Consider the following 25016-nt stretch of genomic DNA (forward strand, 5'->3'; position numbering starts at 1 on the left):
AGCTTGGAAACCGCAGCGACGCGCTCATGCACCGGGCGGCTCTGCCAGTACCGATATTCGTCGGCTTTCATCTCGCCGAAGTCGGTGACCTTGCGGATCGTCTTGTCCATGCGCCAAGTTATAGCATGCTCGCTTCACTTCAGAGCGGAAATCACGGCCGCCGCGATGCCGGCGATCAGGTGTAACGCTCGAGTCGAGGCTTACTCCCAGGACGGCGGATTCCATGGTTGACTGCGGATGGCGATACCTTCTTCGACATCCTTACTAAAACCCGAGTCGAGTGTTAGGTGGGCGACCCGCGCTTCAGCGATGGTGATGCACTCGGACAGCAATCGGGCCTGGGGAAACGGCGAACGAATAAACGCGACTGGAAGACTGTCTTGCTCGACCAGGACCTCGGCGCCTTCCTGGACGTTTGTCAGTACGGCATGAATGCCGCGGGCGAGTTCAGAAGCCGTGCCGTAAGCGTTGGAAGTCAAAGTGGCGACGGGGCGCTCCCTATCATGCGGAGTAATCGATAAAGACCGTCGCACTGTACTTGATAATGAATAACGCTCAAGAGCATGAATAGAGCCCGGCAATTCGTCCCAGGCATCGCTTACGCCCTCGGTCTCCTTTGGCTAAACCTCTATCTTTGCCGGGAGCTGTTCCGCAACATCACCGCGCCGATGGCCTCCATGCACGGGTTCTGGATGGCGCTCGCACGGCTCGGCGGCAACAGCTGGTGGCACGCGAACTGGTGGCCGTATTGGGATTGCGGCATGCCGTTCGAGTTCACCTACGCTCCGCTATTTCCCGCGATGACGGCGCTTTATTCCGCCGTCGTTCACGTCCCACTGCCGTTAGCGTTTAATGGAGCCGCGGCACTGGTCTATTCGCTCGGGCCCGTCACTCTGTTCCTCATGGCCTGGGGTCTGACCCAGCGCCCCGGCTGGAGTTTCATCGCCGCCGCCATCTATTCACTGTTCGTTCCAATGGAAATGCTGCTGCCGGACCGCGGCTTCAGCCGGACCAACATCCTGGACCCACGGCGTCTGTACCTGCTCGGCATCTGGGATGACGCGCCGCACCTCAGCGCACTCGTTCTGTTGCCGCTGGTCATCCTGTCTTTGTCCCTCGCGCTGCGGAAGCGAAAAGCACCCTACTACCTCGCGACCATCGCGCTGATCGCTCTCTCCACGACTGCCAGCGCGTTCGGTCCGGTGATCATCACTCTCGCGGCGTTCTGTCTCTTATCCGCGCTGCCGCGGGATCAGTTCCGGCGCAACCTGACGACTACGGTCGGGATCGGCCTCGCTGCCTACGCGATCAGCTCGCCGTGGCTTTCTCCCTCACTGATGCGCGCCATCCCGCGGGCATCCACCAGCCGGCAGTCGGACCACTGGACGATCGAGTCATTCACGGCGCTCGCGCTCATCGCCGTCGGCTGGGTGCTGCTGCGGAGATATCTGCCCCGTTGGACGCAAAGTTGGCAGCTTCAATTCTTCGCCCTGTTCGCCTTCCTGATGGCCGCGATTCCGTTCATCGCGCTCGACCTGCACCGCCAGTTCGTGCCGCAGCCCGACCGCTACAAGCTCGAGATGGAACTCGCCATGGCGCTCGTGCTGACGTTCAGTCTGCGGGCCTGGATCGACCGCATGCCGGTGTCTCTCCGAGCTGCGCTGCTGTTCCTCTTTCTGGCGCTGTGCGGCGAGCAGATTGTCCATATCCGCCTGCAGGCCAAAGACTGGTTCCACCCTGCGGATTTAACCCCGACCATCGAATACCGCGCCGCGAAGTGGGCCGCGGCGAACCTTGCCGGACAGCGCGTGATGATGCCCGGCTCGATGGCGCAATGGGCCGATGCCTTCGCCGACATTCCGCAATTCAGCGGCGAGTCCTGGACCATGGCGCCGTATCCCGTCCAGCAGCGCGCCGAGGCTGCGGTGTACAACGGCGCCGACGACCCCGCTCAGGACGCGCGCGTTTCCCTCGCCTGGCTTCAGGCATTCGGAGTGAGCGCGATCACGATGGCCGGACCGCAAAGTCCGGAATTCTGGAAACCGTACGCGCATCCCGCCAAATTCGAAGGCATGCTGCCGGTGCTTTGGCGGGAACAGGATACGACGATCTATGAGGTTCCGGCGCGCAGCCATTCACTCGCGCACGTCGTTCCGAGCGCCGCGCTCGTCAACAAGGCCCCCAAAGCGCGCGGGGAAACGGGCGAAATTGACCGGTACGTGGCCGCGCTCAATGACCCATCGCTGCCCGACGCTTCGTTCCGCTGGGACGGCAGCAATCGCGCGGAGATCGCAGCGACACTCCGGCCGGGTCAAGCGATCTCGGTGCAGGTTTCCTATCATCCCGGATGGCATGCCACGGCAAACGGGAAGAGGACAATGGTCCGCCCCGACGGCTTAGGTCTGATTTCACTGCGGCCGGATTGCGATGGCCGCTGCGACGTCGTTCTAACCTACAACGGCGGTTGGGAATTATCTATGTGTCGCGCGATCAGCTTTATTGGCATCCTGCTGCTGCTGGGTTGGATCCCGATGACACGGCTGCTGCGACGAGAGCGACGGGGTCTGGCCGCCCTAAACCGCCGCCTATGACCGCATTCTCGTTGTTTCAATTGTGATAACATCCCGTCCGGGAGCAATCAAAGCACGTGAGAGTCTACGAATCGAAGAATATTCGTAACGTGGGAATCGTTGGGCACGGGCACTGCGGCAAGACCTCCTTAGCATCCGCGCTCATTTACACCGCCGGCGCATCCAGCCGCCTGCTGCGAGTCGATGAAGGCAACACCGTCACCGATTTCGATGAGGAAGAAGTTCAGAGGAAGTTCACCATCTCCTCCGCGCTGGCGGCCATCGAGTGGAACGGGATGAAGATCAACCTGATCGATACGCCCGGCTATAACATTTTTCTGAACGACACGCGGTCCGCGCTGGTCGCAGCCGATGGAGCGATCATTGTGGTCGATGCCGGCGCCGGCGTCGAAGTGCAGACCGAAAAGGTGTGGAACTTCGCGTCCGACTATAGCCAGTCGCGGGCGTTCGTTGTGAATCGCCTCGACCGCGAACGCGCCAGTTTCTCGCGCGCGCTCGACAGCATTCACGCGCGATTTGGGCGCACCGCCGTTCCGATCCACATCCCGATCGGGTCCGAAAAGAAGTTCACCGGGATCGTCGATCTGATTCGCATGAAGGCGTATACCTATACTCCCGGCGGAAACGGGAAGGGCGTCGAAGGGCCGATCCCCGCCGATTGCGAGGAGCAGGCGAAGACGGGTCATGAAGAGCTGGTCGAGATCATCGCCGAAGGCAACGACCAACTCATGGAAGAGTTCTTTGAGAAAGGAACGCTTCCGATCGAGCACATGGTCGATGGGCTCGACGCCGCCGTTCGAGAAGGCCGCATCTTCCCCGTGCTGTGTGCGTCGGCATTTCACAACATCGGTACGGATCTGCTGCTCACCTTTATGGAGGAAGCTTTCCCGGCGCCGGACGAGCGCAAGACGGTCACCGGGACCGTGAACGGGCAGCCGGTGCAACGCTGCGTTTCCAGCCGCGAGATGCCCTCAGCCTTCGTTTTCAAGACCGTTACCGATCCGTTCGCCGGGCGCGTGAACTTCTTTAAGGTCTGGTCGGGGTCCGTTCGCAATGACCAGCATCTGACCAATGTTCGAACCGGGACCGATGAAAAGATCGCCCACCTCGGCGTGCCGTTAGGGAAGACGATCGTACCGGTAAACGAACTGAACGCCGGCGACATCGGCTGCGTAGCGAAACTGCGCGACACCTTGACCGGCGATAGCCTTTCCGATAAGCATTCCCTCATCGCTTACAAAGAGGTAAAACTGCCCGAGCCGTCCATCGCGTTTGCGATTGAAGCCAAGTCGCGCCAGGACGAGGATCGGATCGGCCAGGCCATGCACCGGCTGCTCGAAGAAGACCCGTCTTTGCGCTTCTATCGCGATCCGCAGACACGCGACTTTCTGATCGGCGGGACAGGTCAGCAGCATGTCGAGATCGTAGCCAGCCGCTTACGGAAACGTTTTCATGTCGATGTCGCATTGAAAGCGCCCAAGATCCCTTACCGCGAAACCATCCGCGGAACCGCCGATGTGCAAGGCCGTCACAAGAAGCAGACCGGCGGCCATGGCCAGTTCGGCGACTGCTGGATCCGCATCGCGCCGCTGCCCCGCGGAGAGCGGTTCCAGTTCATCAACAACATCTTCGGCGGATCGATTCCCAAAAACTATATTCCAGCCGTGGAAAAAGGTTTAATCGAAGCGGCGGAAAAAGGTTTCCTCGCCGGCTATCCGATGGTCGATTTCAAAGTCGAACTCTACGACGGTTCTTACCACGATGTCGACTCGTCGGAACTGGCCTTTAAGCTCGCCGCGCGAAAAGCTTTCAAAGCGGCGATGCAAACCGCGAAACCGAGTTTGCTCGAGCCCGTGATGAATGTCGAAATTCAAGCGCCTGTCGAGTTTGCCGGCGATTTAATGGGCGATCTGAATAGCCGGCGCGGACGAATCTCCGGGATGGACGCGAGCGGCGGAACGCAGTTCATTCGCGCGCAGGTCCCGATGGCGGAAATGCTGAATTATCAGAGCGACCTGACGGCTATGACGCAAGGACGCGCGTCATTTACGATGGAGTTCGATCACTACGATTACGTACCGGCGCTGCAAGCTGATAAGATTGTGGCCGCTGCACGGGCAGCCCGAGGAGAAGAGGTCGAAGAGGAAGAGTAATTCAATTGCAATACGGACGTGTCAAATTGACACGATCGCGTGACAGAATTCCTACCCGTTGGTGTATAATTTTAGGTAATCGCGCACGAAAAGTACTAAGTAGTTGCAGCCAAGCACTGATCCCGCAGCTTCAGGCGGCACATTTTCAACTCTCAGGAGCTTAGATGGTTTTTCGTAAACGTTCTACATCCGCGGTTGTCTGTTCAATCCTTCTTGCCGGTACACCTCTCCCAATATTTCCCCAGCAATCCAATCTCCAACTCGCCCTCTTCCCCAAAGCAATCGCGAATTTAGAAGCAAATACGTCGGATAGCGATGCAGAGACCTATCTCTCATCCATGGCCAGGCGCCCGTCTCCCTTCCAGCCCACTGCGTCAGATTTACTGATCGGGAAGGCCGAGGAGAGGTTCGAGAGTGGAAAACTTGCCTACCAGTCGCAGGACACGAACAAAGCACGCACCGAGTTCGATGCCGCGGTCGATCTGATGCTGCAAGCGTCGACCGAACCGACGGATCGCCGGCTTTACGAGTCGAAACTCGAACAGATGGTCGATTCGATTCACCGCTACGATCTGGCGGGACTCGGAGCCGGCATACCGGATGACAATGTGGCCCAGTTCGAGAAAGCCCCCCTCGATGACATCCTGCAGATGACTTTCCCGGTCGATCCGCAAATCAAGACCAAAGTTACCGCCGAATTGAAATCCACCGCTTCCGATCTTCCCCTTACGACCAACGATGTCGTTTTGGGATACATCAACTACTTTTCGGGACGCGGCCGCCGGACGATCATTGCCGGTTTGGAACGTGCCGCGCGCTACCAACCGATGATTTCGCGGATTCTTGCCGAAGAAGGCGTTCCCCAGGAACTGATTCATCTGGCGCAAGCGGAATCGGGTTTCCTGCCGCGTGCGGTCTCGAATCGCGCCGCCGTGGGGATGTGGCAGTTTGTTCAGTTCCGGGGGCGCGAGTATGGCTTGAACCAGACGAGCCTGACGGACGATCGCCTGGATCCGGAGAAGGCGACCCGCGCCGCCGCGCGCCACCTGCATGACCTCTATAACAAGTTTGGCGACTGGTACCTGGCCATCGCCGCGTATAACTGCGGCCCGAATGCGATCGAGCGCGCCGTGGAACGTACCGGCTACGCGGATTATTGGGAGCTGCGCGCGCGTCATGTCATCCCGCAGGAAACTTCGAACTATGTGCCGATCATCCTGGCGATGACGATCATGACCAAGAACGCTGCGGAGTACGGACTGAGCGACTACAATCCGGAACCGGCACTGGAATACGACACGATCCGGGTAACATCCAACACGCATTTGGCCCTTGTCGGCGATTTGACCGATACGCCGGTATCGCAGCTGCTCGATCTGAATCCGGCCTTGATCAAGAGCGTCGCCCCCGCGGATTACGAGTTGCATATTCCCAAAGGCACGGGCGATCAGTTGCAGGCTTCGCTGAATCTTTTCCCGGAGACCGCGCGCGCATCCTGGCGCATGCATCGCGTGCAATCGGGCGAAACACTGTCGGCGATCGCCCATGAATATGCAACTCCGGTGGCCAGCATCGAGAGCGCAAACCGCATTGCTCCGGAGGGTCCGCGTGCGGGAGACCGGCTGATCATACCCGCTTCCTATAGCATCGCGGCGCACAGCACTTCGAGTCGATCCGCTTCAGCGCGATCCGCTTCTGCGCGATCCATGCTGCGCCGGGCCATCCCGCATCGCGCGCTCGCCCGGGGCCGTTCCACCTCGCACTCGGTTGCCATGAGCGCCGTTGCCCATCGCACGACCGTACGGCGCCACGCCTGAGCGCAAATCATTTTCCCCCAACCATTTCCTCCAGCTGAGCGGATCGTCTTCACGAGATCCGCTCTTTTTTTTGCGCCTTGTGATAAAGTCCGATTTGCGCATCACGCAAATGCTTGCCAACGCCGAAAAAACAGGTATGCTATTGATAACTCTGCCGGGAACAGGAGGGCTCAAAATTGTTTGAAATCTGGAATCTCGCTTCGCGCGAAGAAGATGAGATGGAGGACTTCCAGGGCTATGACGAGGAAGCCTCGGAAGAAGATGACGCCGAGTTGGACGATCTCGATGATGACGACGACGATGATGATGACGAGGACGAAGTAGAGGAGGACGAGGAGGTGGAATCAAAGGCTCCTTCGCACGCTGCCAAGCGCAGCAGTCGGCCTTCTACCGCGGACGGCAGCCATCATGCCGAGGCGGCGCCGGAACTGGAGAAATCCACGAAAAGCGACGACGCGATCAGCGACACGCCGGACCGCAAGCCGGCCGCAAGCGCTGAATCGAGCGAAGGGACGACCACTCCCTCAGCCACGAAGACCGCGCCCGCGTCGAAGAAGGCTGCTCCGAAGACGGCTGCGCCTGCGACGAAGAAGGCTGCCGTTAAGAAAGCGGCTCCTGCGGTAAAGACGGCGGCTCCCGCGGTAAAGAAGGCGGCTCCGGCGGTAAAGAAGGCGGCTACGAAGAAGGTTGCTGTCAAAGCCCCGGCGCCCGCGGTCAAAAAAGCCGCTCCGAAGAAGGCTGCCGCTGTCAAGAAGACGGCCGTGAAAAAGGCTGCCCCGAAGAAGGCCGCCGCTGTGAAGAAGACCGCCGTGAAAAAAGCAGCTCCCGCGAAAACCGCTGTGAAAAAGGCTGCGCCGAAGGCCGCTCCGAAGAAAGCCGCCCCGAAGAAAGCCGCTCCCAAAAAAGCGGCTCCAAAAAAGGCTGCTCCGAAAAAGGCCGCGAGCAAGAAGGGCCGCTAAGGCCGGCGACCGGTCATGCTGCGAAACCGTCTCGCGGCATGACCGTTCAGCTGCGTTCGGCCGATCCCCGTCACCGTCCGTTGCCGATCACAGTCCGGCATTTCTCGAACAGCTGGAGCAGCGCGTCCGCATATTCCTCCGGCGTCCGCGATCCGGGTTTGCCCTGGAATCCCGCGCCGGAAGAGAACCCCTTTCCGTACCCGGTCTGCACCGCGATAAACTTCATCAGCTCCAGCGCCACTTCGTCCTTGCTGCGCCCTGGAGTCGGCGCCGGCTCCGGCGTCTTCTCTATTTGCTCTTCCGCACTCTGCTTATCAGCCATTTGCCCATCCTCTCCATCTCACCCACCCGTCAGTGTAACGAAGCCGTTGGCGTCCGAATTGCTCCCGTTCCAACGGAGCCCCAATATGAGATCTGAAGCGCTAGAAGACCTGTTTGTGCATGAACTGGAAGAGCTGTACGACGCCGAGAAGCAAATCTACAAAGGTTTGACAGTGATGGCAAAGAAGGCTGCGGACTCGGACCTGAAGTCGGCCTTCTCCACTCACCAGAAGCAGACCAAGGATCACATTCGCCGCCTGGAGCAGTCGTTCAAAGCACTAAACGAGGACGCGCGCCGCGGTAGCGCACCCGGCATTCACGGCCTGATTAAACAGGCAAATGAATCGATCTCGCGCGGTCACGATCCGTCCGTTACCGACGCGGCATTGATCACCTCGGCACAAAAGATCGAGCATTACGAAATGGCTGCCTACGGATGCCTTCGAACGCATGCGGGAATCCTCGGCTACAAACAGATCGAGGAACTGATGAGCACGACGCTCAAAGAAGAAGAGGAAGCGGATAAACTGCTGACCGGGATCGCGGAGAATTCGGTGAATCCCCACGCGGCGGCTGCGCCTTACGCCCAGGCCCGTACCGGAAAACGCCACGATGGCGCAGGTGATTCCAATGGCGGCAAGATCTCATTGGGCACGATGGCGATCGGGCTGGCGATCGGGGGAGCGCTCTCGCTCCTGCTCAAATCGCCCGGCAATCCGCCGCGGCCGCAGACGCCGTACCCGACGCGCTACTAGTGGTCTTGATTCTGGGATCCGGCTACACGGGAAAGCGTGTGGCTGCGAACCTGGCCCGTTCTGGCTGCGACGTCGTCACCACGAACCGGAACGCAGATGCGCCTGCGTTGCGGTTCGACCTGGACGATCCCGCTTCGCTCTCAACGATCGCCTCCCGGATCACGCCGGAGACGCGCGTGCTCTACTCGATCCCCGCAGTCTCGCTTCAGGTAATGAGGGTGTTGGAACGAGCCAAACGCCTGGTGTATCTCTCGACCACCGGCGTCTACGGGTCGCACGTCTTCGTTGATGCCGGGACCCCGGTCGATGAAGGCCACGCCCGTGTAGTGTCAGAGCATCTCATTCAAACGCACCCATCCGCGCTGATCTTGCGTCCTGCGGCGATCTACGGTCCCGGCCGCGGAATCCAAGTCTCAATAGCTGCAGGGACATTCAGACTGGCCGGCGACGGCAGCAATTCCGTGAGCCGGATCCACGTCGACGACCTCGCCGCTCATTGTGTCGCCGCCTTGTTCTCCGAGGTGACGGGCGCGTATCCCGTCGCGGACGATGAGCCTTGCGAATCGCGTGAGATCGCTGCCTTTTGTGCGGCGCTGCTCAACGTGCCGATGCCGGATCGCGCGGATCCTCAAGAGCTCCATCCGACGCGCCAGGCGAACCGGCGGGTTGACGGCCGGGAAATCCGCCGGCTGCTGGGCATTGAACTGAAGTACCCAAGCTACCGCGTGGGCATTCCAGCCAGTACGGATCGAGCTTTCTGAATATCGGCTGTGAGCTTCTGCAGGATGCGGTCGGCCACATCCGCGCTCGCGCTCTTCAGCTTGGCCCCGCCGCTCTCCTGGGTGGCGGACCAGATCACGTCGCCCTCCGTGTTCACGAGCCGGACCGAGAGCGCGGCTTCGTGCCGTCGTTCGACACTAGAGCTTTGCTCGTTTTCACCGGCATTGAGCCCGCTCGATGTCGAGTCGCTCGAACGATCGTAGCGGCTTGACTGGCTCGTGGCCTTGCTGCCCCTCAGGCCAATACTGAGGTTGTCGCTCGAATGGTGCTGCTCAACGAAGATCTGGTCATCGGCCGAGCCGCGCAGCACGGCATCGGCATGCGCCGCGTTCTCCGTAACCGTGACCAGTCCCGAATTCGCCAGACTAGCCGCGACCATGTCGTGAAGCATGATGGCCTGCATGCTGGAGCCCAGGCTCTCGATGTAGATCCGCTTGATCGTCCCCAGCGTCTGGCCTGGAGGATCGGCGCGCCCAAGCGCGGCAGCCGAGAGCAGCGTTGCTGAGAGGATGACCGCGAGCTTCATCCCTTGCCCGAATGGCGCGCCTCATCATCCTGGTATTCCACCTTGCGGCCCGTGCGCGCTTCGAGGCCAACCAGAAGCATCCGGATGTCCCGCTGCTCCACCCGGAACACAGCGGCCTGCTGGTGACCCGTGACGTCCGCGTAGCCGATGGTCAGGAAGTGGGTTCGCTTCTTCGAGAGCAGCATGAGCGGAGAAATGAGGACGGCTTCCGCTACCCGCCGTTCGACCTTCTCGCCGTATTCGAGAACGTTGACTGTGGAGTACGGAATCCGAAGGGTTGCGCCCTTCGATTCCAGGACGAGGTCGTCCTCATTCTCCAGTTGGATCGTGACTTCAGATTTCTGAGTGAGCGAGGCGCCGGTACCGCCCACATAGTGGACCCGCGCGCCGATTGCATCCGCCTTGAGCCAAGGCAGTAGCACAAAGCCCGCCGTCGCCGCGGCGAACAGCATGATGTGCCGGAACATAACTGAGCTCAGTCTAAGGGCGCGTCGGTTGTTCCGTCTATGACTCTTAAGTGATAGCGCCTAGGCTCCGGGTCGAACAGCCCGTGGTTAATAACCGCTCCTGAATCTACTGGAAAGGGACCGTACAGCCCCGCTCCGAGCCCGACCGAAAGGGAGGGTCCTCCGCTGTAGCCGCGTTGACCCTCTCGAGGCGTCTTGAGACTTCTTCCACGGGCCGCTAAGCGTTGCGCTTCAGCTGGCCGCAGGCAGCGAAGATGTCGAGTCCGCGCGGTTTGCGCAGGAAGCACGGCATGGCGCGCTTCACGATCGCCTGGAAGCTCTCGACCCGCTCCGGCGCCGGCGTATCGAAGGGAATGCCCGGTCCCGGGTTCAATGCGATCAGATTCACTTTCGCGTTCAACTGTGCCAGCAGACGCACTACGCGTCGTGCATCCGCATCCGAATCGTTTACGCCTTTCAGCAACACATATTCGAATGTCAGCTTCTCCCACGGGCGCAGCGGATAGGCGCGGCACGCCTCGATCAGATCGGCCAGGTGCCACTTGCGCGTGATCGGCATCAGTTGCTGCCGCTGTTCTTCGGTGGACGCGTTGAGCGAGATGGCCAGCTTCGGTCGCACGGCCGCCGCGCCGAGTTCGGCAATCTTCGGAATGATTCCGGACGTGGACAGCGTGATGCGCCGCTCCGTCAGGCCCACGCCCTGCGGGTCGCAAAGAATGCGCGTCGCCTTAAGTACGTTGGCAAGGTTCAGCAGAGGCTCGCCCATCCCCATCATGACGATATTCAACGGCTGCGCGTTCTTGAGGAGGGCATGCTCGCGCGCAATGAACAAAACCTGCCCGACAATCTCGCCCGCGGTCAGATTGCGCTCAAGGCCCATCAGCGCCGTCATGCAGAATTTGCAATCGACCGGACATCCGACCTGGCTGGAGATGCAAACGGTATCCCGAGACTCTTCCGGCATCAGGACCGTCTCGATGGTGCGGCCGTCGGAAAGTCGCAACAAATACCTTCGCGTGCCATCGACCGAGTCGTAGCGCCGTTCAACGGCCGGCAACCCAACACCGTGTTCTACGGCGAGCTCGGTGCGGAGAACGCTCGGCAGTGTCGAGATCTGGACGAGATCGTCAACCTTCTGCCGGTAAAGAGCCGTGTAAATCTGCTTTGCCCGGAAGCGGGATTGGCTGGGTCCCAGCGCCTGTTCCAGATCGCTAAGTTCCATGCCTACAAGCGGTTGCACGAATAGTTCGAGTTTACCATGGTACCCGCGGTCCTAGGCGACAGAACACCTCACGGTAAGATATTAGGTATGTCGAGAAGGCGGTTATGGCGAGTTCCCCGTTAGTAATTCGTGACATTGAGGTCACGAATCTGCGCAATGGCGTGCGCGTCATCACCGAGCAGATGCTGCACGTTCGCTCGGTTTCGGTGGGCGTATGGATCGGTTCAGGCTCTCGCACCGAGACGCCCGAGCAGAACGGCGTCTCGCATTTTATCGAGCACATGCTGTTCAAGGGCACGGCGTCGCGCTCGGCGGAAGACATCGCGCGTTCGGTGGATTCGATCGGCGGCAACCTGGACGCGTTCACCGCCAAAGAGCTCGTTTGTTACAACACCAAGGTCTTGGACGAGCATCTGCCGCTCGCCTTCGATGTGCTGAGCGATCTGGTGCTGCATCCTCTGTTCCGTGACGAGGACATCGCCAAAGAAAAAGGCGTGATCCTCGAAGAGCTGAAGATGGAAGTCGACAACCCGGACTACCTGGTCCACGAGTTGTTCTCGTCCAATTTCTGGCGGGACCATCCGCTCGGTAAGCCTATTCTGGGCACGCGGGATACGGTCAAGGCGTTCAACCGGCCGATGATCTGGGATTACTACCGCACGGCGTATTCTCCGGCCAACCTGCTGATTACGGCCGCCGGCAATTTGAAGCATGAACGTCTGGTGAACCTCGCGCGCGAGTCGTTTGAGAATCTGGAGCCGGTGATGGGCCCGCCCCCGCAGCCTGCGCCGGTGACCCACGCCCGCATTACGCTTCGCAATAAACGCGAACTGGAGCAGGTCCATCTGTGCATGGGCGTTCCGTGTTATTCCGTTTCGCACGAGCAGCGTTTTGCCTGCTATGTGCTGAATAATCTGTTGGGCGGCGGCATGAGCTCGCGGCTGTTCCAAAATATTCGGGAGCGCCAAGGGCTCGCGTATTCGGTCTTTTCCGACCTCAACCCGTATCGCGACACCGGCTGCCTGTCGGTGTACGCCGGAACGTCTCTGGAAAGCGCCCGCAAGGTGGTGGATTCGGTGCTGCGCGAGTTCCGCAGCCTCAAGGAAGATCCCATCCCCGCGGACGAGCTTCGCCGCGCTAAGGATCATTTAAAGGGGTCGCTCATGCTAAGTCTCGAATCGACATCCAGCCGCATGTCGAATCTAGCCAGGCAGGAGATGTACTTCCAGCGCTTCTTTACTCTGGATGAGTTGGTGGACCGGATCGAATCCGTCACCGCCTCAGAGGTTCAGGCTATCGCGCAGACGTTTTTCCATCAGAAATACATCGCGCTAACGATCCTGGGCAATCTTGAGGATCTGAAGATTACGCGCGATGAACTAGTCTGCTAAGGCGGGACGACTCCCGATTTTCTCCAAGAAAATCGTTTTAATTTCGTGCACTATATCGAGTTTTATCCCCGATACTTTCGGTAATTGTTTGCGCTGAATTCAAATGAATAACCTCCGAGTTTCGGGTGACGCAATCATCCAGCCGAAGCGAGCGAACGCTCAGCCAAAAGCGGCCGCTAAGGAGCTGAAACTGTGGGGTTTAGAGAGAAACGTTAGCTAGAGAGAAAAGCGGCAGGAGAATGTGGCTAATGACTTCGTAGATATGAATAATCGGTCCTTGTCCCATTGATTGTGTGAGTACGCGACGGACTTGAATCCGTCAAACCTTTCTTATAATTTTGTTGTAATAACTTCCTTCAAAATGTGTGAATTATAGTTGTAATTTCTTAAAAAATACATATGCTTTAGTGAGAAATATTCCAGTTTAATCCGTGGCGCACGCCAGAATTATGCGGATCGATAACACCGGGTAGGCGCGAATTCATTTGGCGTCACCCTATTTCCGCGTATTTCCGAGATCGTGTGCCCGGGCGAGGGCGGCGTTCCCGTGTATGATGCACATCATGCGATCCCTTGTATGGTTGGCGCGGATTGGATTGTTCTCGGGCGTGACGTTGTTTATTCAGGGGTTTATTCAGGCGTTCGCTCAGGCGCCGGCCGTGAATACCGGCGGAACCGTAGACGCTGCCAGCTTCACGCAACCTGTCGCGCCCGGTTCGCTGATTTCGATTTTCGGTTCCAATCTCGCGGTTTCAACGCAGGTTGCGCCATCGGTTCCGCTGCCTTTGACGCTCGGCGGCGCATCCGTGACGGTCAACAATGTGCCCGCTTATTTGGTTTACGTCTCGCCGCTGCAGATCAACGCGCAGCTTCCGTGGGAAACACCGACGGGCGGCGCCGTCAACGTGGTTGTCACCGTAAACGGCGTTGCATCCGCTCCGCAGCCCGTCAGCGTGGCGGAGTTTGCGCCCGCGTTGTATGAAGTTGGAGGGCAGGCGCTTGCCGCTAACTTGAACGGCACGCCGGTATCTTCGCAGCCCGTGACACCGGGCGATACGCTCGTCCTGTACGCCAGCGGGCTCGGGTATGTGTCTCCGCCGGGTGTGGACGGCAACAACTCGCTTGACCTGCTTCGATCCGCGATGACGGTGCCGGCCGTCACCATCGGCGGCATCCCGGCGCGGGTCGAATTCGCTGGTCTGTCGCCGCAGTTCGTAGGCGTGTATCAGCTCAATGTCGTCGCGCCGCCGGGTCTGGCGCCCTCTGCAGCCGCTCCCGTTTCCATCCAAACCGGGGGAGCCTCTTCGACCGTGACGACGGCGATTGCGGTTGGAGCCGGGTGGCCGCAATGGAGCCAGAACTCCGGGCACGATAGCTCGTTGGGAGTCCCCGGCCAGAGTCTGACCAGCATTCTGGTGAACATCGTCTACGATCCGCTTGTATCGACCGAACAGTCGGAGGGCTACGGCGACCTTACGGTCCATTACCAGGTTCCCCTGGTCGATGGCGGCGATGTCTACATGGAGTTCAAGTCGGGCACGTACTCGACGACGACTTACTCAACGGTCAACTGGGGCGAAAACAAGTTTACGTGGCAGGGAAATCAGCTTACGCCCGTCTGGACCTACACCAGCGATTGGAAACCGCCGGGATCGCAAAACGACTTCTGGGAGCCTGTGTTTCATCCGGCGCTGGCGAATGACTCCGTCTATTTGCCGGGCGCGAGCGGCAGCCTGATCCAGTTGCGCAAAGACACGGGTGCGGTGATCCAGCGAATCGCGCCATTCGGAACCGACCCGAATACTTACGAAACGGGTCCCCTCGCAGTGGATGTGCAGGGCAACCTTTACTACAACGTCATCCAAGTGGTCGTAAATCCATCCAGCGGATTCTATGCGACGGATTCTCTAGGATCGTGGCTTGTGCAGGTAACGCCGACCGGCGCATTCTCGATGGCCAGTTATCCGTCGATCACCTCTCCGGACGCGCCGTCGCCAACCAGCCTGTGTCTCACGACCTTCTCGGACGCGCAGCTGCCGTGGCCGCCGAGTCCCACTGCCGTTCCGCCGTCCTCACCGTGCGGCTCGCAGCGCACAGGTATGAACATAGCTCCGGCGATCGGGCCGGATGGAACGATCTATAGCGTCACCACCGCGCACTTCAATGGGTCTTACGGCTACTTAGTGGCGTTAAACCCGGATCTGTCGCGCAAGTGGGTAGCGAGCCTGGCGAACCGATTCGACGATGGATGCGGCGTAGCGGTGAGTGCCGGGGGGTGGCTGCCTCCGAATGGTCAGCCCGGCGGATGCAACGCCGGAGCGCCGCTGGGCGTAGATCCTTCGACGAACCAACCCGGTTCGGGGTACGTAAACGACAGCTCGTCGGCATCGCCCACGGTCGCGCCGGACGGCTCTGTACTCTATGGAGCCTACTCGCGCTATAACTATGCGCAAGGACATATGATGCACTTCGATGCCTCGGGTAACTATCTGCAGGCTTACGGGTTCGGATGGGATATCACGCCGGGAATCTACGTCTCCGGCTCGAACTGGTCCGCTGTGATCAAGGAAAACCACTACAACTATGTAGGATCGTACTGCAATGACGCTGCCTACTGTCCGGTGGATCGCGACGCAACCAATCCCGCATCGCCGGAGGCCTACTATATTACGCAGCTGAGTCCGGCAATGACGGCTCAGTGGCAATTCCAGAACACCAATACCGAGAGCTGCTCGCGGAATGCGGATGGATCACTTACCTGTACATCGACCAATCCAAATGGTTTCGAATGGTGCGTGAACGCGCCGGCGATTGACAGTAACGGGGTTGTGTACGCGAATAGTGAGGATGGGAATTTGTATGCGATCGGGCAAGGCGGAGGGATGTTGGCGAAGATCTTCCAGCAACTCGCGCTCGGGGCGGCTTATACGCCGGCTTCTATTGGTGGAGATGGGCGCATTTATACGCAGAATGATGGGCATTTGTTTGTGGTGGGTAATTAGCTCTACTTTGACAACCGCTCCGTCACCGTCGCGGCTCTGTAACATACTCATGTTACTGAGCCGAGCGCCACCCGCGGGTGCCGAGAGAAGTCTCGACGGCACGGAAGAGTCCGTGCGCCATCGGGCACCCGCAGGCTGGAACCCCTTTTCATCCTTGGTTGTAAACCGAACGGGTCATGCCGAACTAAGTAAGTGTTCGGTATCGGTCGGGAGCGGTTTTCACGCCCGCATCATGCGCGCAATCAGCATAGCGATCTCCAGCGCCTGCTCGTAGTTCAACCTCGGATCCACCTCCGACTTATAAGCCCGCTTCAAATCCGCCGGAACTAAGTTTCGCGCGCCGCCGAGACACTCCGTCACATCCTCGCCCGTAAGCTCGATATGCACCCCGCCCAGAAAGCCGCCGCAATCGCGATGAATCGCAAACGCAGAGTTCAGTTCCGACTGAATATCATCGAAGTGCCGGGTCTTCGTGCCATCCGGCGTCATCTGCGTGTTGCCATGCATCGGATCGCAGCACCAAAGCACCGTCTTCCCGCTCTTCCGCACAGTCTCTATTAACGGCGGCAGGCAATCGGCAATCTTGCGGCTTCCGAAGCGGTGAATCAGGGTCAGTCTTCCAGGCTCGTTGGCCGGATGCAGCGTATCCAGTAACTCGCTCAACACCTCAGGCTTCAAAGACGGCCCGATCTTCAGCGCGATCGGGTTACTAATGCCGCGAAAGTACTCGACATGCGCGCCGCCGCGATCGAGAGTGCGCATCCCGACCCACGGGAAATGCGTCGATAGGTTGTACCACTCCGTCCGCCGCGGCACCTGTCTTGTCTGCGCTTCCTCATAATAAAGATGCAGCGCTTCATGGCTGGTGAAGAAATCGACCCACTTCATCTCCACCGCGCTGACGCCAAGAATCGCTTCCATGAAATGGAGCGATCCCGTGACCCGCTGCGCAATCGCGTGATACTCTTCCGACAACTCCGAATGACGGGCAAAAGCCAGATCCCAGTTCTCGGGATGATGTAAGTCGGCGAATCCACCCTTGACCAGCGCGCGAATAAAGTTCAACGTCAGGGCGGCCCGTTGATAGGCATTCACCATCAACCGCGGATCGGGATTGCGTTCCTCGGGAGTAAATCCGGGCTTATTCACCATCTCCCCGCGATAGCTCGGCAGGGTCACGCCGTCGCGCGTTTCGGTATCTTCCGAGCGGGGTTTCGCGAACTGGCCGGCAATCCGCCCGACGCGGATAACGGGCTTCCGGCCGCCATCCACTAAGATCACGCTCATCTGCAGCAGGATCTTGAGCTTGCTCGCGATATGGTCGCCGGTACACTCATCGAATCGCTCCGCGCAATCGCCGCCCTGCAATAAAAAGCGCTCGCCGCGCGCCGCTTCCGCCAGTTGCGTTTTCAGCGCTTCGATTTCCCACGAAGTCACCAGGGGCGGGAAGGCCTTTAGCTCGGCAACCGCTCGCGCGAGCTCAGCTTCGGATGGATACGTGACGAGCTGCGCGGCGTCCTTCGATCGCCACGAGCCAGGAAACCACTTTTGCATTCACTCCTATTGTGGAACGGGCGGGGTTGGCGGAATCGGCGCGGGAAGTACAGCGGGCAGCGTTGAAGGCTCCTTCACCTGTCCGGAGCGCGCCTCAGTGATGTTGACGTGGTTCGCCAGCAACGTGCGCCCGGTCGCCTGATCGAGACCGATTTGCGCACTGCTATAGCTCACTTCCGCTGCGATCTCGGTTGAAACAGCGGCGGCGAGATCTCGTTGTTGCGAGATCACGTTGTAGGGCGTCGATGCGCCCAGTTTGAAGCGCTTCTGCTCCGCATCCAGAAGCTGCTCCTCCAGCTTGTGATTGGCGATCGCCGCCTGATAGCGCGCGCGAGCCTGACGTAGAGCGACCACCGCATTCAATACGTCGACCTCGGCCTGCTTGAAGTCTTTGGCGGCGCCGAGTTGTTGCTGCCGCAGGCTTAACTGATCGATCCCGTAATCCGCCTGCGCGGCCTGATTCCGGAACGTGGCGGAGAAGTACGCGCCCGCCGTGTCGGTAGGGAAGTTGCGGCGAAATACCTGGCCGAGAGCCGTCGTCAACCCGCCGACGAAGTAGGGATTGGCCGTGCTGACCTGGCCTTCGAAGTTCACCACGTGAGGCACGCCCGCCGTACCTGCCTGACTCTCGCCGCCGAAGGCCACGAGGGTTGGCAGAATCCCGTTTTTCGTGCCGATCGCGGACGTGTCGGACGCAAGGATCGCATTCTTCTCCGCCTGCAGATCGGCGCGGCCGAGCAATGCGCTTTCGATCAGGGTTTTCATCGGCGGAAGGTCATCATGATCCGGAATGACGATATGGTCGAGCGGAACAATGCGGGCGCCGGCCACTACCGGATCGCCCACACCGTTGCGGCTAATCAGGCTCTTCAGGGTTACTTCATCTTGCACCAGACCCGACGTCGAGTTCACCAGATCCTGTTCGCTCGCAGCCAGCTGCGATTGCGCGGTCGTCACATCGAGTTCCGCGAGCGTGCCGAGTTCGAGGCGCTCCTGATTCTCTTTTAGAAATTGCTGCGATGCCTCGAGCGCACTTTGGCGGGAACGAATGGACTCGTAGTCCGCCACCAGCGCATAGTATGCGTCCAGCACACTAACCACAACCCCGGTCACCTGAGTGCGGAAATTCAGATCGGACGTGCGGAAGTTGATCTTATTCACGTTGATGGTTCGTTCCCCAACGGCAGTGCCGAATCCGTTGAGCAGGTTGAGCTGAAATTGCACGGCAAGAGTAGGCGCCTGGGTTGGATTCAATACGTCGGTGGGCGAGTTCTCGTTCAAGTAATGGTTGTTGTAGGAAACGGTTACACTGCCGCCGATGAGAAACCCTTGGGTGTAAGTACCCGAATACGCGCGCGCGTTATCGATCAGGCTGATCGTTTGGCTCAGAAGCGAGTCGGGCTGCAACGTATCGCGGTGACTGAAGGTCGTACTTTCCTGAATAACGGGATCGAGAGTTTGCGTTTGTGGGCCGATCTGGGCCACGGACGAGTTCCCGCCGGCTCGGGTTACGCCGTTGCCGCTGGGCACGCTCACGCCGGCGGCCGCTTCACTGCCCAGTACGCCTTGACCGGACGCGACGGAACTCGCCTGGGTCGCGTTACTCGGAACGCCGGGCAGCGCGCCGCCCGCTTCCGAGCGTTCCACCGTCCACGCCTGGACGATGGGACTATAGCGCGCGACTTCAATGTCGATGTTGTTTTCGAGCGCAAGCGAGATGGCATCCTGAAGGCTCAGATACATGTTGCCGCCCCGGATCAGGTCACGAACACGGGGCGAGTTGTTCATGCGGATCGGCGGCACCGCCGGCGCCAGATAAGGCCGCCACAGCCAAGGCGCTTTCGGTTCCTCGGGGTGAATCGCCGGGTCCTGATACATCTGTTCTTCAATCTTCTTATCCATCTGCGCCCAACTGAGCGAAGCCGGCCAGAAGACGCACAAAGCGAGGGCGACGGCGCGCTGAAACTTCAGACTCAGCATGTTATCGCCCCTCTCCTGTAACCGGTTGCGCCTCATGCACCGGAAGGCTGGTGACCCTTCCGGTCAATGCTTCCGAGATCGAGATGTGATTCACATCCAAAGTTGTGCCGAGCGCCTGATCGAGCGCGATCTGCGCATGGCTGTAATTCGCCATGGCCTGGCCCTCGGAATTTTGCGAGGCCGCCAGATCGCGCTGATCCTGCACCACCTGAAACGCGGTCGCCGCGCCCAGGCCATACTTCTTCTGGTCCGCATCGAACGTCTGCTGCGACAATACCCGCGCCTTTACCGACGCGTCGTAACGGACGCGCGCCTGCTGCAAACCGATCACGGCATTTTGGACGTCGACCCGAACCTGATTGATCGTCTTCTGCAAACTGAGTTCGTTCTGGCGGATCTCCAGCAGACTCGAAACATAGTCGGATTGCGCCGCGCGGTTACGCAGAGGAATGTTCAATGAGAACCCGGCCGAATAGTTAGGGAAGTTACGGCGCGCGATCTGCGCCAGTAAGTTGCCGTCGCCGCCCACGAAGTAGGGAAGCACCACGCCCTGCTCAATCGCAAACGACGTCAGCGTGCCGCTCAGGGCGTTATTGGTTAGTTCCGCAAACACCTGCAGGGTAGGTTTCAGCGAGTTCTTGATGCCCACCAGATTGAGCTGATTACTATCCAGATTGATGCGGCTCGATTGAATTTCCACGCGGTTGCTCAAAGCTTCCGCCACAAGGTCGTTCACCGGGCGCACTTCATCTACTTTGGGAATCACGATGTGATCGAGCGGCACCACGTGGACGTCGGCGAGTTCCGCAGTGGAGATTCCCGACCGGCTGAGCGCGTTCTTGAGAACGGTTTCCTGCTGCGCGAGGTTGGTTTGAGATATCGTCAGATCCTGACGCGCCGCGTACAACTGCGATTCGGCGCGCGTTACCTCGATCTCGGCGAGCGAGCCGAGTTCCACCTGTTTGCGATTATTCTCCAGTAAGTCCTCAGCCGTCTTTACTTCCTGGTCGCGCGCGGCGACATCTTCCGTGAAGCTGACTAAGTCCCAATAGAGATTCAGGACCGCGGATACGGTGGTGATTACCTGCTGCTTGAACTGCAGGTTGGTCACCTTCAGGTTGTTTTTCTGAACCCGAATATTGCGGCCGTTCACCGCCGAGCCGAAGCCGTAGAGAAGGTTCTGAGTTACCTGAAGATCGAGGTCGCCCGAGGTGAACGGGTTGATCGCGTAGAAAGGGCTGTTGATCTTGTTGTAATTCTGGGCGTAGGTTACCTGCAGCGTTGTGCCCGGCAGAAAGTTCTGCTGATACACCGCCTGGTAGGCATGGGAATCGATCACCAGCGCGGTGGTGCCGGTGACGACCGTGTTGCTCTGCGGCGAAGTGATGTGTTGATACTGGCCAACGAAGCTGAAGGTTGGATCAAGCGTCGGGATAGTCGGCCCGAGCTGGGTGACGATCCCGCCGCCGGCGCTCAAGCCGCTGACCGATGCCGTTGCCAAACCGCTGGGGTTCAGGCTGACGCCCGTGAGGCTGACGCTGGTGGGTCCCGCGGCAACTCCGGCTCCCACTGTACGTAGATAGGTACCCGCTTGAGCGCGACGCAGCACTTCGTTCGCGAGCAACGGATTGTAGCGCTGGACTTCGATATCGATATTGTTTTCGATTGCCAGCGCGACCACATCCTGAGCGGTGAGGTAAAGGTTGCCCGCGCGGATCAACGGCCCAAGCCGCGAAGAGTTACTCAGGTTCACGGGCGGCACATAGCGGGTCTGATACGGGTGCGTGAGCCACCCCAAACCGCCCTGCTGCGGGTCAATGCGGACGGCGGTCTGCGCGGACGCTGGATTTGCGAATAGCAGGCAGGCCAGCAAGCTCGTATATATGCCCCGGCAACTCGCGGCGCTGTGGAATCGAAATCTCATCTATTTACGTAACGGTGTTCAGCTGGTTTGGGTTCGGAAAAACTTCCTTGATACCATACTCCACCGTAGTCGAACGCTGAGCTGGGGTTGAAGCGGGTTTTACGTGCAGTGTTACGTGCAGTGTTACGCTCAGCGTTTCGTGCTCCTTTCGTTTTTTCGAATCGTTGTGGTTGCGGCACTCCTGTGCGCGCGCCTTCACGCGATTGATATCAATTCGCTGAAGCCTCAAGGGTACGTGAGCGATTTTGCCGGAGTGGTGGATGCCGAAAGCCGCGCCGCGATCGAACGCTATGGCACGGCCTTGCAACAAGCGACCGGAGCGCAGATTTCGCTGGTGACCATCAAGAGCCTCGATGGTGAGCCGCTCGAAGACTTCAGCATCGATCTGTTCCGCCATTTCGGGGTCGGCCGGAAGGGCACGGACAACGGCGTCCAACTGCTGCTGGTGACGGACGAACACCGGAGCCGCATCGAGGTAGGAAATGGATTGGAGCCGGTGCTTCCGGATGGTCTTGACGGACAGATTCTGCTGGACATGCGTCCTGAACTTAAGGCCGGGCATTACGGGCAGGCCTTGCTCACGGCCGCGGAGCGTATCGGCAGCACCATCGCGCAGGCCCAGGGCAAACAGGTGAACGTGCCCGGGCCGCCGCTGCCCTCGCACCCGGTCGACGATTCCGAGCACAGTTCCGGATTTCCGTGGGGACTCGCAATTTTCATCGTTTTCCTGGTGTTGTCGTTCATCGGCCGGGGCCGACGCGGTGGCGGCGGAGGATTTTGGACCGGGATGCTCCTGGGCAATCTGCTGGGCGGCGGTTGGGGGCGCGGGGGAGGGTTCGGCGGATCGAGCGATAACAACTCCTCTTCCGGAGGCTTTGGCGGATTCGGCGGGGGTGACGCCGGGGGCGGCGGAGCATCGAGCTCGTGGTGATACCTTCATCACTGGTTTAAAATTCATGTTCATGAGCCCGAAGGGCGCCGGAAATGGATGAACGCGCGCGCGAACAACTCCTCGCCAAGCTTTGCAATCGCGCCAAGACTTCCTTCGGCGACGACCTCCGGTCCGTGGTTCTCTACGGATCGGCAGCTCAACCCAGCGAGCACGATCCCGGCTTCTCCGACATCAATGTTCTTTGTGTGGTGCGCGCGATCGATCCGGCTCTCCTGAGTCGCGCCCAAAGTTTCTTCGAGTGGTGCGCCTCGCATCAGGTTTCCGCGCCGCTGCTGCTGGCCGAAAGCGAAATCGAGGGGGCCAGCCGCTGCTTCGCCATTGAGTTCCGCGATATGGAACATCGCCGCCGGATTCTGTTTGGCGCGGATCTCTTCGCCTCGACCCACGTTGAGGAGGCGGCTTACCGCGCGCAAGTCGAATATGAGCTTCGCGCCAAGCTGTTCCGCTTGCGGCAGCGAATTGCCGCTGCTTTCGCCGACAAGGAACTGCTCTCGCGTTTGCTGCTCGATTCCGTTACGACGTTCTGCGTGCTGTTTCGTCACGCTCTTTTGGCGGCCGGCGTTGAACGGGCATCCGAACCGCAGCTGGACCGCAGAACCGTCCTCAACCTCGCGGAACGGCACTTTGGAATCAGCGCGCACGTTTTCCAGAGGTTGCTCGACGCGCGCCGGAGCAGAATCAAGCGATCCGTGATTTGCAACACTGATCTGATTGCCGATTACCTCAAAGAAATTGACATCGTCATCAATGCGACCGCCCGGCGAGCCGGCTCGGCAAGCGCCTCAGGCGCGATAGGAGAAGCATGAAAGCTGGTCTGGTGGTACTCATCATCGTCGCGGTCGTCATTTTGGGAGTGGGCGGCAAGTTCGTGAGTGTTCGGAACGATCTCGCTCAGAAGCGCGAGGCGATCCATGCCGATTGGGCGCAGATCGACGCGGATCTACAGCGCCGCGCGGACTTGATCCCCAATCTCGTCGGCACCGTGAAGGCGTACGCCAAGGAGGAAACCACGGTGGTGGACGAAGTGTCGAAAGCGCGCGCGGCCCTGCTTGGCGCGGGTTCTCCCGACGACAAGATCGCAGCCAATAACCGGCTCGACAACGCGCTCGGGCGGCTGCTCGTCATCACTGAAAATTACCCGAACCTCAAGGCCAATCAGAACTTTCAGAGCCTGCAATTCCAGCTCGAGGGCACGGAAAACCGTATTCTGCAATCGCGGCGCGTTTACAATAAAGCGGTTCAGGATTACAATACCGAACTGCAACTGTTCCCGCAGAACATCGTAGCGTCGATGTCCGGGTTCCAGCCGGACAACGCGTATTTCAAGACGGATGTGGGCGCCCGAACGGCCCCCAAAGTATCAGACGACCAGAAGTTCTAAGAACGACTCGAAACAAATAATGAGTACACCGGTTTTCGCGAATTACATCGCCGGCGAGTGGATCGATTCAGGCAAGTACATCGAGAATCGAAACCCGGCAAATACGGAAGAGATCGTTGGGCTGCATCCCCGCGGGGACGCTGCGGAGATGGCGCGCGCGATAGAAGCGGCTTCGAGCGCGTATGCCGGGTGGGCGTCGATGCCGGGTCCGGCGCGCGGCGCGATCCTTTACAAGACCGCTGAAATTCTGGAGCACGAGCTCGATCAACTCGGCGCGGAAATGACGCGCGAAGAAGGCAAGACGCTTCCCGAAGCCAAGGGCGAAGTGAAGCGCGCCATCAACATCTTTCGCTACTACGCAGGCGAAGGGTCGCGCGCGGGCGGCATCCTGACGCCTTCCGAACGCGACCGCGTCCACACCTTCGCGATTCGCAAGCCGCTCGGTGTCGTGGGACTGATCACGCCGTGGAATTTTCCGATCGCGATACCGGCCTGGAAACTTGCGCCCGCATTGATCTGCGGCAACACCGTCGTGCTGAAGCCGGCATCCGTTTCGCCGCTGAGTTCCTGGCGCATTGTGGAAGCCCTGCACATGGCGGGTGTTCCGAAAGGCGTGGTCAATTTCATCACCGGGTCGGGCGGGGAACTTGGGCGCGCGATGGTGGACGCCAAACCGGTCAAGGCCATCTCGTTCACGGGCTCCAACGACGTCGGAAATTGGATCCATACGGAAGCATCGAAGCGCCGCATTCGCATTCAACTGGAAATGGGCGGGAAGAATCCGACGATCGTTCTGGCCGATGCCGATTTCAATTCCGCGATCGAGAACACGGTAAACGCGGCGTTCTTTTCGACCGGCCAAAAGTGTACGGCGACGAGCCGCGTGATCGTAGAAGACGCGATCTACGACAAGTTCCTGTCCGCCCTCATCGAGCGCACGAAGAAGCTGAAAGTCGGCAACGGGCTCGAAGCCGGAATCGATATCGGACCGTGCGTCGATCAGGGGCAGATGGATACCGTGCTGAAGTACATCGATATCGGCAGGCAGGAAGCCGGTGAGCCGCGCTGCGGCGGTCATCCTCTGAGCGATGGCGCGTTTGCGAAGGGCTACTTCGTCGAACCGACGATCTTTGCCGGCGTGACCGAAGACATGCGGATCGCGCAGGAGGAGATTTTCGGTCCGGTGCTGGCGGTGATGCGTGCTAAGGATTTCGAAGACGCGATGCGCATCGCCAACGCGA

At 59.5% G+C, this 25016-nt stretch carries 20 protein-coding genes; 12 read left to right on the forward strand and 8 right to left on the reverse strand.

The annotated features are described in order from the left end of the window. Positions 1-200: 200 nt before the first annotated feature. Entirely contained in the window at positions 201-533 is a 333-nt protein-coding gene (locus tag H1Y01_RS14235; protein ID WP_180541176.1) for a hypothetical protein, read from the reverse strand. A 30-nt stretch (positions 534-563) separates the two neighbouring features. Between H1Y01_RS14235 and H1Y01_RS14240 the strand changes: the two genes are divergently transcribed. The 4 genes from H1Y01_RS14240 (at position 564) to H1Y01_RS14255 (ending at position 7520) form a co-directional block, all read left to right on the forward strand. Next, complete coding sequence (locus H1Y01_RS14240; RefSeq protein WP_180541177.1) at positions 564-2591, forward strand: hypothetical protein; 2028 nt, start codon at positions 564-566, stop codon at positions 2589-2591. A 56-nt stretch (positions 2592-2647) separates the two neighbouring features. Continuing rightward, positions 2648-4744, forward strand: coding sequence for an elongation factor G (gene fusA, locus H1Y01_RS14245; protein ID WP_180541178.1), 2097 nt, complete (start codon positions 2648-2650; stop codon positions 4742-4744). 338 nt (positions 4745-5082) lie between these two features. Next, on the forward strand, positions 5083-6561 hold the full coding sequence (locus H1Y01_RS14250) for a lytic transglycosylase domain-containing protein (RefSeq protein WP_180541179.1): 1479 nt from the start codon (positions 5083-5085) through the stop codon (positions 6559-6561). Between the two features lie 176 nt (positions 6562-6737). After that, positions 6738-7520 (forward strand): hypothetical protein, encoded by a 783-nt coding sequence (locus H1Y01_RS14255; protein ID WP_180541180.1) that lies wholly within the window; start codon positions 6738-6740, stop codon positions 7518-7520. A 70-nt stretch (positions 7521-7590) separates the two neighbouring features. Here the strand turns inward: H1Y01_RS14255 and H1Y01_RS14260 are convergent, their stop codons facing one another. After that, a complete protein-coding gene (locus H1Y01_RS14260; protein WP_219341555.1) occupies positions 7591-7842 on the reverse strand; it encodes a hypothetical protein in 252 nt (83 codons plus the stop codon). An 85-nt stretch (positions 7843-7927) separates the two neighbouring features. Here H1Y01_RS14260 and H1Y01_RS14265 point away from each other — a divergent pair, with 85 nt between their 5' ends. Beyond that, a complete protein-coding gene (locus H1Y01_RS14265) occupies positions 7928-8596 on the forward strand; it encodes a YciE/YciF ferroxidase family protein (RefSeq protein ID WP_180541181.1) in 669 nt (222 codons plus the stop codon). Next, entirely contained in the window at positions 8596-9357 is a 762-nt protein-coding gene (locus H1Y01_RS14270; RefSeq protein WP_180541182.1) for an NAD-dependent epimerase/dehydratase family protein, read from the forward strand. The genes H1Y01_RS14265 and H1Y01_RS14270 overlap by 1 nt, the downstream gene beginning before the upstream one ends. Here the strand turns inward: H1Y01_RS14270 and H1Y01_RS14275 are convergent. The 3 genes from H1Y01_RS14275 to rlmN all read right to left on the reverse strand — a co-directional run bounded on the left by H1Y01_RS14275 (position 9315) and on the right by rlmN (position 11609). Continuing rightward, the gene (locus H1Y01_RS14275) at positions 9315-9902 is read right to left on the reverse strand and encodes a hypothetical protein (protein WP_180541183.1); all 588 of its coding nucleotides are present in this window, start codon (positions 9900-9902) and stop codon (positions 9315-9317) included. The genes H1Y01_RS14270 and H1Y01_RS14275 overlap by 43 nt on opposite strands. Continuing rightward, complete coding sequence (locus H1Y01_RS14280; protein WP_180541184.1) at positions 9899-10369, reverse strand: hypothetical protein; 471 nt, start codon at positions 10367-10369, stop codon at positions 9899-9901. The genes H1Y01_RS14275 and H1Y01_RS14280 overlap by 4 nt, the downstream gene beginning before the upstream one ends. 217 nt (positions 10370-10586) lie before the next feature. Continuing rightward, positions 10587-11609 (reverse strand): 23S rRNA (adenine(2503)-C(2))-methyltransferase RlmN, encoded by a 1023-nt coding sequence (gene rlmN, locus H1Y01_RS14285; protein ID WP_219341556.1) that lies wholly within the window; start codon positions 11607-11609, stop codon positions 10587-10589. 86 nt (positions 11610-11695) lie between these two features. Between rlmN and H1Y01_RS14290 the strand changes: the two genes are divergently transcribed. Next, positions 11696-12982 (forward strand): M16 family metallopeptidase, encoded by a 1287-nt coding sequence (locus tag H1Y01_RS14290; protein WP_180541185.1) that lies wholly within the window; start codon positions 11696-11698, stop codon positions 12980-12982. A gap of 563 nt (positions 12983-13545) precedes the next feature. Beyond that, positions 13546-15984 (forward strand): hypothetical protein, encoded by a 2439-nt coding sequence (locus H1Y01_RS14295; protein WP_180541186.1) that lies wholly within the window; start codon positions 13546-13548, stop codon positions 15982-15984. A 219-nt stretch (positions 15985-16203) separates the two neighbouring features. Here the strand turns inward: H1Y01_RS14295 and H1Y01_RS14300 are convergent, their stop codons facing one another. Genes H1Y01_RS14300 through H1Y01_RS14310 form a run of 3 tightly spaced genes read right to left on the reverse strand, consistent with a single transcriptional unit; the run spans position 16204 to position 21442 of the window. Next, complete coding sequence (locus H1Y01_RS14300; RefSeq protein WP_180541187.1) at positions 16204-17538, reverse strand: class II 3-deoxy-7-phosphoheptulonate synthase; 1335 nt, start codon at positions 17536-17538, stop codon at positions 16204-16206. Between the two features lie 6 nt (positions 17539-17544). Further along, positions 17545-19518 carry a TolC family protein gene (locus tag H1Y01_RS14305; protein WP_180541188.1) on the reverse strand — a complete coding sequence of 658 codons (1974 nt, stop codon included), beginning with the start codon at positions 19516-19518 and terminating at the stop codon, positions 17545-17547. 1 nt (position 19519) lies between these two features. Then, complete coding sequence (locus H1Y01_RS14310) at positions 19520-21442, reverse strand: TolC family protein (RefSeq protein ID WP_180541189.1); 1923 nt, start codon at positions 21440-21442, stop codon at positions 19520-19522. A gap of 139 nt (positions 21443-21581) precedes the next feature. Between H1Y01_RS14310 and H1Y01_RS14315 the strand changes: the two genes are divergently transcribed. The 4 genes from H1Y01_RS14315 to H1Y01_RS14330 form a co-directional block, all read left to right on the forward strand. Then, positions 21582-22373, forward strand: a complete 792-nt coding sequence (locus H1Y01_RS14315) for a TPM domain-containing protein (RefSeq protein WP_180541190.1) — start codon at positions 21582-21584, stop codon at positions 22371-22373. Between the two features lie 53 nt (positions 22374-22426). Next, positions 22427-23200 carry a hypothetical protein gene (locus H1Y01_RS14320; RefSeq protein WP_180541191.1) on the forward strand — a complete coding sequence of 258 codons (774 nt, stop codon included), beginning with the start codon at positions 22427-22429 and terminating at the stop codon, positions 23198-23200. Next, on the forward strand, positions 23197-23775 hold the full coding sequence (locus H1Y01_RS14325; RefSeq protein WP_180541192.1) for a LemA family protein: 579 nt from the start codon (positions 23197-23199) through the stop codon (positions 23773-23775). The genes H1Y01_RS14320 and H1Y01_RS14325 overlap by 4 nt, the downstream gene beginning before the upstream one ends. A 19-nt stretch (positions 23776-23794) precedes the next feature. Beyond that, a partial coding sequence (locus tag H1Y01_RS14330; RefSeq protein ID WP_180541193.1) for an aldehyde dehydrogenase family protein occupies positions 23795-25016 on the forward strand: 1222 nt, incomplete at its 3' end.

Source organism: Nevskia soli, from assembly GCF_903970205.1.
GTDB lineage: Bacteria > Acidobacteriota > Terriglobia > Bryobacterales > Bryobacteraceae > Bog-113.